The 12,488-nt window shown below is 71.7% G+C and carries 10 protein-coding genes; 6 read left to right on the forward strand and 4 right to left on the reverse strand.

Going from position 1 to position 12,488, the window contains the following annotated elements; translation table 11 throughout:
- Nucleotides 1–826: 826 nt before the first annotated feature.
- The 3 genes from ABZ444_RS18915 to ABZ444_RS18925 all read right to left on the reverse strand — a co-directional run bounded on the left by ABZ444_RS18915 (nucleotide 827) and on the right by ABZ444_RS18925 (nucleotide 2,139).
- Nucleotides 827–1,207 carry a hypothetical protein gene (locus tag ABZ444_RS18915; RefSeq protein ID WP_357998131.1) on the reverse strand — a complete coding sequence of 127 codons (381 nt, stop codon included), beginning with the start codon at nucleotides 1,205–1,207 and terminating at the stop codon, nucleotides 827–829.
- A gap of 292 nt (nucleotides 1,208–1,499) precedes the next feature.
- Entirely contained in the window at nucleotides 1,500–1,724 is a 225-nt protein-coding gene (locus tag ABZ444_RS18920) for a helix-turn-helix transcriptional regulator (protein WP_357998134.1), read from the reverse strand.
- 13 nt (nucleotides 1,725–1,737) lie between these two features.
- Complete coding sequence (locus ABZ444_RS18925) at nucleotides 1,738–2,139, reverse strand: hypothetical protein (RefSeq protein ID WP_357998138.1); 402 nt, start codon at nucleotides 2,137–2,139, stop codon at nucleotides 1,738–1,740.
- A gap of 737 nt (nucleotides 2,140–2,876) precedes the next feature.
- On the opposite strand from ABZ444_RS18925, the gene ABZ444_RS18930 reads away from it, so the two are divergent.
- From ABZ444_RS18930 to ABZ444_RS18955, 6 genes are all read left to right on the forward strand, one after another.
- Nucleotides 2,877–4,955, forward strand: a complete 2,079-nt coding sequence (locus ABZ444_RS18930; RefSeq protein ID WP_357998141.1) for a hydantoinase/oxoprolinase family protein — start codon at nucleotides 2,877–2,879, stop codon at nucleotides 4,953–4,955.
- On the forward strand, nucleotides 4,952–6,667 hold the full coding sequence (locus tag ABZ444_RS18935) for a hydantoinase B/oxoprolinase family protein (protein ID WP_357998144.1): 1,716 nt from the start codon (nucleotides 4,952–4,954) through the stop codon (nucleotides 6,665–6,667). The genes ABZ444_RS18930 and ABZ444_RS18935 overlap by 4 nt, the downstream gene beginning before the upstream one ends.
- 37 nt (nucleotides 6,668–6,704) lie before the next feature.
- The gene (locus ABZ444_RS18940) at nucleotides 6,705–8,033 is read left to right on the forward strand and encodes an MFS transporter (protein ID WP_357998147.1); all 1,329 of its coding nucleotides are present in this window, start codon (nucleotides 6,705–6,707) and stop codon (nucleotides 8,031–8,033) included.
- 28 nt (nucleotides 8,034–8,061) lie between these two features.
- Nucleotides 8,062–9,246, forward strand: a complete 1,185-nt coding sequence (locus tag ABZ444_RS18945) for a glycine C-acetyltransferase (protein ID WP_357998150.1) — start codon at nucleotides 8,062–8,064, stop codon at nucleotides 9,244–9,246.
- The gene (locus tag ABZ444_RS18950) at nucleotides 9,243–10,037 is read left to right on the forward strand and encodes an SDR family NAD(P)-dependent oxidoreductase (RefSeq protein ID WP_357998153.1); all 795 of its coding nucleotides are present in this window, start codon (nucleotides 9,243–9,245) and stop codon (nucleotides 10,035–10,037) included. Before ABZ444_RS18945 ends, ABZ444_RS18950 begins: the two co-directional genes overlap by 4 nt.
- A 74-nt stretch (nucleotides 10,038–10,111) precedes the next feature.
- On the forward strand, nucleotides 10,112–11,605 hold the full coding sequence (locus ABZ444_RS18955; protein WP_357998547.1) for a CoA-acylating methylmalonate-semialdehyde dehydrogenase: 1,494 nt from the start codon (nucleotides 10,112–10,114) through the stop codon (nucleotides 11,603–11,605).
- 67 nt (nucleotides 11,606–11,672) lie between these two features.
- On the opposite strand, the gene ABZ444_RS18960 is transcribed toward ABZ444_RS18955, so the two are convergent.
- Nucleotides 11,673–12,443: a GntR family transcriptional regulator gene (locus ABZ444_RS18960; RefSeq protein WP_357998156.1), complete on the reverse strand. Its 771-nt coding sequence runs from the start codon at nucleotides 12,441–12,443 to the stop codon at nucleotides 11,673–11,675.
- Nucleotides 12,444–12,488 lie beyond the last annotated feature (45 nt).

Genomic DNA, 12,488 nt, shown 5'->3' on the forward strand with positions numbered 1-12,488 from the left:
CTGATCAGGTCGCACCACCAGTCGAATCGCTGGTCGGGCGGCAGGTCCGTGCTGTGCAGGGTGACGATTCCCAATTTCACCTCTCACGACATGATCTCGAGCTTTCGAGACGTCCCGGTGTGACGAGAAGCCCGGCCGATGCGGCGATCGCGGCGTGCCGCCGCCGACCACATCATCGGCCGTCCTGAGGCCGCGCCGGTCGACCGGAGCGGGTGCGAGCCGCTGTCCGTGCCGCCGTTGACATGGAGCGGTCGAGTGCCGGGTCATCCGGTGGTGGCCTGCCGCCACGAGGCCCGTTCGGCGACGTGGCGAACGGGCGGGCCGCCGCGCGGGGCGTCGGGAATGTCACCGGATCCGGCAGGGCAATCACTCCTCACCTCGGTTGTGTGGTCCGCGCGGGGCCGATGACGGCCGCCCGGGCGGGAACCGTCGTGGTCCGCAGCGCCCATACGTCAAGGCTGTCGTTGAACCAGCGGCGGAGACTTCCGCCCGGGATTGCCGCAAGGTGGGCGGGAAAGCCTCAACCCGCGGTGGAACCCCGGCGCACGGTCACTCCCCCGCGCCAGGGGCGGCGGACGGCGCGCCGCCTGCTGGGGCCGGTCGGCGTGGGCGCCAGCTTCGCCCTGCGCGACGGCAGCCGACGTCTGACAGGTAGGTCGTCAGGCGCCACGGTCGGACGATGAGGCTCTTGAGTCGCGGCTGTACACGGCGACTCTCAGCGGCGCTCAGGCCCGAATGGCGCTGACCGCGTAGAGGCGTCCGGCACGGACGCTCCTGCTCCATCAATCATTCGAAGACGCTCGATACAGGGGCGCACCCGCACTGCTCAGCGCGCTTCCGAGCAGCGCGCTGAGCACCTGGGCCGCCTGCGCAAGGAACCCACGCACCGCATCGTCTGGTGCTTGGCATCCCAGAGGCGTACGGTCCTGTCGTCGCCGACGCTTGCGAGCGTGGCACCGTCCGGGCTGAACGCGACGTCGCGCACTGCACTGGCGTGGCCGGTCAACGGCTCGCCGAGCGGCCTTCGGGTCGCCATGTCCCACAGTCGCACGGTCGTGTCGTTGGCGGCGGTGGCGAGGATACGCCCGTCCGGGCTGAACGCCGCGCCGTTCACCATGTCGGTGTGGCCGGGGAGCGGCGGGCCCAGCGGCTCGTGGGTCGCGGCATCCCACATCCGGAGGGTGCCCTTGTCCGCTGCGGTCGCCATGACCTGGCCGTCCCTCCCGCGCACGCACCATGACGCCGACCGGAGGTGGACGTCTAAGCCCACGATGAGCCGGTCGCGGTAGGCCGGGTGTACGACGCGTTGTGACGTCGTAGCACGCTCGCGGCGTGCCCAGCCAGGCATCTCATCGTGATCATGCCGGCGAGAAGTAGCCGCACGCGAACGACCAGGAAACAGCTTCCGCGACCGGGCGATCACGGAGCGCATGGTCGGCCTTCCGACACCCATGGCCCTCGCTCGTCTTCTTTCCTCCTTGCCCGGAGGAGTGAAGCGCTCAGGGGCGGGCTGGATCATTCGTCGTGGCCGGCCGCTCGGGCAGGAAGATCTCCTCGATGGTCAGTGCGAAGGCGTCGGCGATGGTGAACGCCAGGGGCAAACTGGGGTCGTGCCGTCCGGTCTCGATGGCGTTGATGGCCTGTCGGGAGACCTGGCACCGGTCGGCCAGGTCGGCCTGGCTCCACCGGCGGGACGCGCGCAGTTCACGTAGTCGGTTCTTCATGGGTGCGGCGCCTTCATCGGTGCAGGCGGGTGCGCAGATCGGCGATCATCAGCCAGATCACCACCCCACCGAAAATGATCAGCTGCGTGAGCTGGTGGAGCTGGACAACGTCCGCTGCGTCGAGGACGACGGCCACTTGCAGGGCCACGAGGACTGCCGCCAAGGCGATGGCCATGCTCTCCAGCTGGATTTTGCGCAGGTACTCGTCCGCACGCCGGAACGCCCGCAGCAGGACCCAGACCACGGCGAGCGCGAACACAGCGGTGGCCGCGATCCACCAGGCCGTGCGAACGGCACTCTGGTCAGGATCACTGCCCAAGGCCAAAGCCACCGGGCCGAGGATGGCCACGGGCAAGCCGTCGATGAGGACAGCGCGGCGGGCGGCGCGCGTCATGTTGTCCTGCTGGTTGTCCATGCAGCGAAGGTAAAGTTCACCTTCCATAAAGTCAAGTGTCCTTGTCTTAATGGAAGGAAGACCTTACGTCTTTCGATCTCCGTCAGCGGTACTTGGGACGCCTCATCGGCCGCGTACGAAGGCCGACAGTGTGATCGCGTCGGACCTGCCCTGCAGTGACCGACATGCGACTCCAGGGCCTTGACCGGATTGGGCCATGGCGGACGACGTGCTCCCCCTCGCGGGGCCCACCCCATGCTGTGCGAGGCGATCGGCCTCCGAGAGCGGGCCGAACATGTGGGCTCTGGCGATGTGCCTGTGCTGACCGCTTCGGCCGGCTCCCGTTGACCCTCGGTCCTGCCGGGAGGTCGGTGATCTGACGGTCGATGCCGGTGGTGGCATGCCGGCGCATCGCGTGGTGGGGAGTGGGACAGGTCCACGAGAGGCGTGACCGGCAGGGCGCGACCGGCTGCGGCGTAGGCCGGCAGGGAGAGCGGGCTCGGCTACGGTGTGCGGCACATCAGTTGATCTTCACCCCATGGCGCCACTGGGCGGGGTCGTCGGAGGGCCTCTCGCGTAGGACACGTCCCCGCGCCCGGGCCGCAGGGAGACAGGCCCCTTTCGCCAGGTGATCGGCTTCCAGCGGTTACCACTGCCAGTCATACCATCTGACTTCATAAAAATGACAACCAGGCATTGCTGATATCTTAACTCGCTCGTACTGTGATCCCAGTCGCTCGTTGAACGAAGGAGATCCAGTGCCCCCCAGTCACGACCCTCGACCGGCCGGCTGGCGAGTCGGCGCCGACATCGGCGGCACCTTCACCGACGTCATCGCACTGGGGCCGGACGGCCAGGTCGTCCCCATGAAGGTTCTGTCCACCCCGCCCGACTACGGCGCCGGCGTGGTGGCGGCGACCACCGGCGTGCTCTCCCTGGCCGGGGCCCGGCCCGAGGCCGTGGTCGCGATGCTGCACGGCACGACCGTCGCCACCAACGCAATCCTGTCGATGAACGGCGTCCGCACCGCGGTGGTCACCACCCGCGGCTTCCGCGACGTGCTGGAGATCGGGCGGCTGCGCCGGCCGGTGCTCTACGACCTGTCATGGTCCAAGCCCGAACCCCTCGCCCGGCGGCGCGACCGGCACGAACTCGACCAGCGGATCACGGCCGACGGCCGCCTCGGCCCACCGGCGAGCGAGGACGAGATCCGCACGCTGGCCGGGCGCCTGCGCGCCGACGGCATCCAAGCGGTGGCCGTGTGCCTGATCAACTCCTACGTCCGCCCCGACGAGGAACGGCGGGTCGCCGCACTGCTGCGAGCCGAACTGCCCGGCGTGTACGTCACGGCGTCGGTCGACGTCTCCCCACAGCCTCACGAGTTCGAACGCATGAGCACCGCCACGGTCAACGCCTACGTCGGCCCCACCGTGCACGGATACCTCACCCGGCTGGAAGCCGGGCTGCGCGCGGCGAAGGTGCGCGCGCCCCTGCTGGTCATGCAGTCCAGCGGCGGGCTGCTCGACGCGGCCTCCGTCGCGCGGCGGCCGGTGCAGATCATCGAGTCCGGTCCGGCGGCCGGTGTGACCGCCGTGCAGAAGCTCGCCCAGCTGATCGGCCTGTCCACGGTGGTCGCGTTCGACATGGGCGGGACCACGGCGAAGGCGTCCCTGATCGAGCACGGTGAACCGTTCGTCTCGGCTGACTACGAGGTCGGCGGCGGCATGAACGGGGCCCGCGGTCTCAGCTCCGGCGCCGGGTATCCGGTGCGGGCGCCGTCGATCGACATCGCCGAGGTCGGTTCCGGCGGCGGCAGCATCATCTCCGTCGACGCGGCGGGCGCCCTGCACGTGGGGCCCGTCAGCGCCGGCTCGCGTCCCGGTCCTGCCTGCTACGGCCAGGGCGGCGAGCTGCCGACCCTGACCGACGCCAACGTGACGCTCGGCTACCTCAGCCCCGACGCGCTGGCCGGCGGCCGGGTGGCGATTCACCCGGAGCTGGCCGTGAAGGCGTTGTCACCGGTGGCCGAGCAGCTCGGTGACGACGTGGCGGGTGCCGCGCGCGGCGCGTACCAGGTGGCGGTGTCGAGCATGACGACCGCGGTCAAGGCGGTGACCAGCGAACGGGGGCGTGACCCGCGGGAGGCCACCATGGTCGCCTTCGGCGGCGCGGGCCCTCTCTATGCCGCCGCGCTGGCCCGCGAGCTGGGGATCTCGACCGTGATCGTGCCCGTGCATCCGGGACTGTTCAGCAGCCTGGGCCTGCTCGTGGCCGACACCGAACGCCAGGAGCTCACCCCGTACCGGGCCGGCCTCGCCGACGTGGGCGCGCTCGCCGCGGAGTTCGCGCGGCTGTCCGCCCACGTACGCGACCAGCTGGGAGCCGGCGCCGTCGTGGACCGGCTCCTGGACATGCGCTACCGCGGCCAGCGATTCGAACTGCGGATCCAGGTGCCCGACGGCGACCTCACCGAGGACCTGCTAGCCGAGACGCGGTCCCGCTTCCACGCCGAGCACAGGCGCACCTACGGCCGGGCCGGTACGGACGAGCTGGTGGAACTGGTCAACCTCCGGGTACGCGGCCGGCTCCCCACCCCGGTGTCCATCGCGGACGTGCTGAGCCTGCCCCTCTCCCCCGGCGGCGCGCCCGCCGTCCGCGAATGCCGGTTCGCCGAGACCGTGCCCACGCCCGTCGTCGGACGGTCGGATCTCGGCCCGCAACCGGTCGAGGGACCGATGGTCATCGAGGACATGGACGCCACCACCCTCGTCCCGCCCGGCGCCCGGGTGCACCGCGACCGGCTCAACAACATCGTCATCACCTGGAGCGCCTCATGATCCGCGACGCCGTGACCTTCGAGGTCTTCCGCAACGCCGTCACCGGGATCGCCGACGAGATGGCGATCACGATCCTGCGCACGGCCCACTCGCAGCTCGTGGCGTCCAGCATGGACTTCTCCGCCGCCCTGTGCGACGCGCACGGCCGGGTGATCGCCCAGGCCAACACGCTGCCGGTGCACCTGGGGTCCATTCCGGACGCGATGGAGGCGATCCTCGCCGAGTTCGGCGACCGGATCCGTCCAGGAGACGTCTACCTGCTCAACGACCCGTCCCTGGGCGGCATGCACCTGCCCGACATCTTCGCGGTCGCCCCGGTGTTCGCCGGGGAGGACCTCCTGGGCTTCGCGGTCACGGTCGTCAACCACACCGACGTCGGCGGGTGGGCCGCCGGTTCGATGGCCGTGCAGTCGACCAGCATCTTCGCCGAAGGGGTGCAGATCCCGCCGTCGTGCCTCGTCGAGGCCGGCACGGTGAACGAGACGTTCCTGCGGCTGATCCTGCGCAACGTCCGCGAGCCCGAGCTGCTGCGCGGCGACCTCGAATCCCAGCTCGCGGCCTGCCACACCGGAGCCGAGGGGCTGCGCGCCCTCGCGGCGCGGCACGGCGTCCACGGGCTCGCCGCCCTCGTCGACGAGCTGCTCGACTACTCCGAGACCCTGCTGCGCGCCGCGCTCGCCGAGGCCGTCCCGGGCGCCTACGAGTTCCTCGACCACATCGACGACGACGGCCTGGGATCCGGGCCGATCCCGATCCGCGTCAAGGTCACGCTGAACGGGTCGGGGATCGAGCTCGACTTCACCGGCTCCTCGCCGCAGGTCGACTCCGCGCTCAACGCGACGGCCTCCTTCACCCGCTCGGCCGCCTACGCCGCCCTGCAGGGCGTCCTCGCCTCCGACATCCCGGCCAACAGCGGCTTCTACCGGCCGTTCAGTTTCGTCATCCCGGAGGCGTCCATCCTCAACGGCCGGCGGCCGGCCGCGCGCGGCGCCCGCGGGCTCGTCGGCTTCCGGATCATCGACGCCGTGCTCGGGGCGCTCGCCCCGGTGTTCCCCGCCCGGGTGCCGGCCGCCGGGGAAGGCGGGCCCGACGGGATCGCGATCGGCCTCGTCGGGCCGGACGGGGAGTCCATGGTGTTGTGGGACCCTCTGGCGGGAGCGTGGGGCGCGCGTCCCGACCGCGACGGCGTGGACGGCATCAGCTCTCTGGGCGCGAACCTGACCAACACCCCGGTCGAGGAGCTGGAACGCTCCGGTCACCTCCGCATCGACGGTTACGGCTACCTCCCCGACAGCGGCGGAGCTGGCCGCTGGCGTGGTGGCCTGGCGACCTTCCGGGACATGACGCTTCTGGCGGCCGAGGCCACGGTGCAGATCAGGTCCGACCGGCGCAGGTTCCTGCCGTACGGACTGGCCGGCGGCTCGCCGGGAACCCCCTCGCTCAACATGCTCGACCCCGGCGGTCCCGGTGAACGGGTGCTGGAGTCCAAACCGCACTTCGAGATGACCGCGGGAACCCGCCACCGGCACGTGACCGCCGGCGGCGGCGGGCACGGCGTCCCCTTCGAACGCCTCCCCGAGCTGGTCCTCGAAGACGTCCTCGACGGCAAGGTCACCCACGAGGGAGCCGAACGGGACTACGGCGTCGTGATCACCGCGGACGGCGTGATCGACGGAGACGCCACCGCCAGGCTGCGAGGCCAGGCGCGCTGAAGCCGCTTCCCACCCCCCAGACCGATTGGAACCCCCCATGAGTTCACCCGTCGCGACCCCACCGAGCACCGTCTCACCGCGCACCTGGCGCAAGGTGGGCGTCCGGATCATGCCGCTGGTCGGCCTCGCCTACGTGGCGAGTTACATCGACCGTGCCAACGTCGGTTACATCGCCGCGCCCATGTCCCGTGACCTGGGCCTCGGCAGCGGCCAGATCGGCCTGGCCGCCGGACTGTTCTTCGTCGGCTACGTCCTGTTCGAAGTGCCGAGCAACATGATGCTGAGCCGGTTCGGCGCGCGGAGGTGGATCGCCCGCATCATGATCACATGGGGACTGGTCACGGCGGCCACCGCGGCCGTGAACTCCCCGGCCACGCTGTTCGTCGCGCGGCTCCTGCTCGGGTTCGCCGAAGCCGGTCTGGCCGCCGGGATCCTGCTCTACCTGACGTTCTGGTTCCCGCGCCGCCAGCGTTCCTGGGCGCTGTCCACCTTCATCGTGATGATCCCGCTGTCCTCGATCATCGGCTCTCCGCTGGCCGCCGCGCTGCTGGAGTGGGGCCAGAGCCTGTTCGGCATCGCGGGCTGGCGGGCGCTGTTCCTCGTCGAGGGCATCCTGACGGTCGTCGTCAGCGTCCTGATCTTCGTCTTCCTGCCGAACCGCCCGGCCGACGCCCGCTGGCTCGACGACGAGGAGAAGGCCGCCATCGAGAACGTCCTCGCCGCCGAAGCCGCCGAACAGCGCGCCCGCGGGGCACTCACCGGGCTGCGCCAGGCGCTGACCAGCGGCCGGGTGTGGGCGATGGCCGTGACCTGGTTCGCGATCGCGTTCGGGCTCTACCCGCTGCAGTTCTTCCTGCCCACGATGATCAGGTCCATCACGCAGAGCGTCGGCGACTCCGCCGACGTCAGCAGCGTGCTGCTGTCCGCGATCCCCTACGCGGTGGCCGCGGTCGCCCTCCTGACCTGGGCTCGCCTCGCCGCGCGCTGGACGGCGGTCACGGCCACGGCCGTACCGATGGCCCTCGGCGCGGCCGGGCTGCTCCTGGCGACCCTCACCAGCAGCGGCACGCTGTTCGTGCTGGCCGTCTGCCTGAGCGTGGCCGGGATCATCACCGCGATGCCGCAGTTCTGGCGGATACCGGCGATCGGCCTGACCGAGGCGGCCGCCGCCTCCGGCATCGCGCTGATCAACTCCGTCAGCAACGTCAGCGGATTCGTCGGCCCCTACTTCACCGGGACGATCGCGTCCGCGACCGGCAGCTTCACGTACGCGCTGCTGGCCATCGCGATCATCATGGTCGCCGGGCTGGCCGTCCTGCTCACCGCGGGACGCCGGATGGAGCAGCTGGACGGGGGCCTGTCATGACCGCCGCCGACCGGCAGGGAGGCAGAGCGTGAACGCCGCGCTGCTGAACCGGCTCCGGGCCGAGCTCGACGAACGCCGGGCGACCACCGGGCTGCGCCGCGACCTCGTGGTCTCGGGCGCCCAGGGGCCGACGCTCGGCGTGGCCGGCGAGTGGCTGGTGAACTTCGCCTCCAACGACTACCTCGGGCTCGCCGGCGACCCGGAGGTCCTCGACGCGGCCCGGCGGGCGCTGCGCGAGACGGGGCTCGGAGTGGCGGCGGGCCGGGTGCTCTGCGGCACCCGGGCCGTCCACGGCGAGCTGGAGGCAGGCATCGCCGAGCTGGTCGGCGCCGAGGACGCCGTGCTCTACACCTCGTGCTTCGATGCGAACCTCGGCCTCTTCGACGCCCTGCTCGGCCCGCAGGACGTCGTCCTCAGCGACGCGCTCAACCACGCCAGCCTGATCGACGGCATCCGCCTCACGCGCGCCCGGCGGCGCGTCTTCGCCCACGCCGACCTCGACGAGCTCGAACGCCGGCTCGCCGAGTGCGCCGGCGCCCGCCACCGCCTCATCGTCACCGACGGCGTCTTCAGCATGGACGGCGACGTCGCCGCGCTGCCCCGGCTCTGCGAGCTGGCCGAACGCCACGACGCGGTGCTGGTGGTCGACGACTCGCACGCCACGGGCGTGCTGGGCCCGACCGGCGGGGGCACCGCCGAGCACTTCGGGCTGAAGGGGCGCGTCGACGTGCTGACGGGGACGCTCGGCAAGGCACTGGGCGGCGCAGCCGGAGGCTTCGTCGCGGGCGACCGCACGGTGGTCGAGACGCTGCGCCAGGTCTCGCGGCCCTACATCTTCACCAACGCCATGGCCCCCGCCCTGGCCGGGGCGGCGCTGGCGGCGATCCGCATCGCACGACGGCGTCCCGATCTGCGGGAACGCCTGGCCGCCAACACCGCCTGGTTCCGCCGGGCGTTGCACGACCTCGGCTACGAGGTGCCGCCCGGGGAGCATCCGATCATCCCCGTGATGCTGCGCGGCGGCGCGCAGGCCCTCGACGTGGCGGCGGCACTGCGCCGCGAGGGCGTCCTCGCCTTCGCGCTCTCCCACCCTGTCGTCCCGGCCGGTGAGGAGCGGATCAGGGTGCAGGTCTCGGCCGCGCACACCGCCGGCCAGCTCGAACGGGCGGCAGCCGCCTTCGGGCGCGCGCGTGCCGTCCTGGCCGGCTCGTGAGCACCGCCGAGGGGCTGCGGGCGCCGACCAGCGCCGACGGCCGCGAGCTGGAGGGCCGGGTCGCGATCGTGACCGGCGGGGCCCGCGGCATGGGCCTGGCCGCGGCACACGCGCTGGCCCGCCGCGGCGCGACCGTCGCGGTGTTCGACCTGGCCGCACCCGGCCCCGGAGAGCTGGCGGCGACGCTGGCCGTGCCGGCCGACCGCGTCCGGTCGCTCGCGGTGGACGTCACGGACGGCGACCAGGTCCAGCGTGCGTTCGCCGCGCTGCTGGCGGCACGGTCGCGGGTCGACATCCTGGTCAACGCCGCGGGCGTCGCACCGCCGACCCCGTTCGAGGACATCACCCGGGCCGAGTGGAACCAGGTGCTGGCGGTCAACGTGCTCGGGACGGTCCTGTGCTGCCAGCAGGCGCTTCCCGCGATGCGCGCCCGCAGCTGGGGCCGCATCGTCAACTTCTCCTCCACCGCCGGCAAGACCATCAGCACCGCCGGCGGTGCCCACTACACGACGGCGAAGCACGGCGTCCTCGGGCTCACCCGGCACCTGGCGAAGGACTACGGACCCGACGGGATCACGGTGAACGCCGTCTGCCCGGGACTCATCGACACCCCGATGGCCCGCGCGCTGCTGCCCGGAGACGCACTCGAACGCGCCACCCGGTCGTTCCCGGTGCCCCGCGTCGGGCAGCCATGGGAGGTCGCCGAGCTCGTCGCCTTCCTCGCCTCGGACCGCGCGGCGTACATCACCGGGGCGGCCATCGACATCAACGGCGGCGACCTGATCGTCTGACGCGGCGCCGCCGAACACCCGCAACCAGCACCCCACGAGAAGGTGAGCTTTCTGTGAGCACAGGGACAGTCAGGATGATCCGGCACCGGATCGACGGCCGCGAGACCGCCGGCCGGTCGAGCCGCACCGCCCCGGTATGGAACCCCGCGACCGGCGCGCATCAGGCCGACGTGCTGCTGGCCGAACCCGCCGACGTCGACGCCGCGGTGCGGGCGGCGCGGGCCGCCCTGCCGGGCTGGGCCGACACCTCGGTCATGCGGCGGTCGCGCTTGATGTTCGCCTTCCGCGAGCTGGTCGGCAAGCACCTCGACGACCTCGCGCGGCTGGTCTCCGCCGAGCACGGCAAGGTTCTCGACGACGCCAGAGGCGAGCTCGTCCGCGGCCTGGAGGTGATCGACTTCGCCTGCGGGATCCCGCACCTGCTCAAGGGCGAGTACTCCGACCAGGTCTCGACCGACGTCGACCTCTTCTCGTTCCGGCAGCCGCTCGGCGTCTGCGCCGGGATCACGCCGTTCAACTTTCCCGCCATGGTCCCGCTGTGGATGCATCCGATCGCGATCGCGACCGGCAACACGTTCGTGCTCAAGCCCTCCGAACGCGACCCGTCGACGGCCAACCTCATCGCCGATCTCTACGCCGAAGCCGGTCTGCCCGACGGAGTCTTCAACGTCGTCCACGGCGACAAGGTCGCGGTCGACGCGATCCTCGACCACCCGGACATCGCCGCCGTGTCGTTCGTCGGCTCGACGCCGGTCGCGCGGTACGTGCACGAGCGCGCGAGCGCGGGAGGCAAGCGCGTCCAGGCGCTCGGCGGCGCCAAGAACCACGCCGTCGTGCTGCCCGACGCCGACCTCGACCACGCCGCCGATCATCTGGTCGCGGCCGGGTACGGCTCGGCGGGCCAGCGCTGCATGGCGATCTCGGTCGCCGTCGCGGTCGGCGACGTGGCCGAGCCGCTCGTCAAGCTGATGCGCGAGAAGGCGCAGGCGATCAAGGTCGGACCGGGGCTGGAGGCCGGGTCCGAGATGGGGCCGGTCGTGTCGGCGGAGGCGCTCGCCCGGATCAGGGGCTCCATAGACTCCGGCGTCGACGCGGGCGCCGACCTCGTCCTCGACGGGCGCACGCTCGACATCGAGGGCGACGGCTTCTTCGTCGGGCCGACGCTGTTCGACCACGTCACGCCCGAGATGGACGTCTACCGCGACGAGATCTTCGGCCCGGTGCTGGTCGTCGTGCGGGTCGGCTCGCTGGAGGAGGCGATCGACCTGATCAACGGCAACAACCTGGCCAACGGCACGGCGATCTTCACCAGGGGCGGCCATGCGGCGCGCCTCTTCCAGCGCTCCGTGCAGGTCGGGATGATCGGTGTCAACGTGCCGATCCCGGTGCCCATGGCGTTCCACTCGTTCGGCGGCTGGAAGCAGTCACTGTTCGGCGCCCACCACATGCACGGTCCGGAGGGCGTCGCGTTCTACACGCGCGCGAAGGCCGTCACCAGCCGGTGGCCGCAGGAGCGGGAGGACGGCCCCCACCACCCCGGCGACCTCTCCTTCCCGACGGCGGTCTGACCGGACGGCCCGGCCTCCGACCGGCCTCGCGCCGCACCCCGGAGGCCCGGCCCCCGCCCGGCCCCGGCTAGGCCGGCGGGCGCGACGCGGGCAGCTCGATGTGCGCCCTGCTCACCGACGTGCTCTTCGCCAGAACCTGCAGCAGGTCGCGGCGAACGCGCTCGCACCGCGCGCGCATCGCGTCCCGGGCGGCGTCCGCGTCGCGCGCGCGCAGCCCCTCGTAGACGGCTCCCAGCTCTCCGGGCGGGCTCGCGATGCCGGGATCGATCAACGCGGCCATGCGCAGAACCCGTTCCAGCTCGTCGAGCACGTCGACGATCGACTTGCCGAGGCGGGGGTTGCCGCTGAAGTTGGCGATGATGCCCTCGAACTCGATGCCGGCCTGGAGCGACTCCTCCTGTTCCACTTCGCCCGCCGCGAGCGCGATGGGCACCTTGGACAGCGCCTCGAGCCGTTCGAGCGCCGGCGCCGTGACTCCGAGACGCGCCGCGGCGGCGGCCGCCTCGCCGGACAGCAGCGTCCGCAGGGCGCACAGAGCGTCGGTGTCCTGCAGCGTGATCGGGCTGACGACGTAGCCCGCGCGCGGAAGCGCGGTCACGAGCCCGTCGCGCCGCAACCGGGCCAGCGCCTCGCGCACCGGCGTCTTGCTGATGTGCCATTGCTCCGCGAGCGACGTCTCGGTGAAACTGCTGCCGGGAGGGAGCGTCAGGTCGATGATCTGGCGCCTGATCGCCCGATATGCCTGGCTCGTGCGGTCGAGGCCGGTCTCGTCCGTGCCGACCAGCAGCAGCGCGGGAATGTGCGGCGTTCCGCTGACCACGCCATGGATGTCGGACATCGCGCCAGGATACCAATTCGAAGCGTTGATACAGCAGCTCGGCCG

Origin of the sequence: Nonomuraea sp. NPDC005730, assembly GCF_040630865.1 — a bacterium.
Classification (GTDB): domain Bacteria; phylum Actinomycetota; class Actinomycetes; order Streptosporangiales; family Streptosporangiaceae; genus Nonomuraea.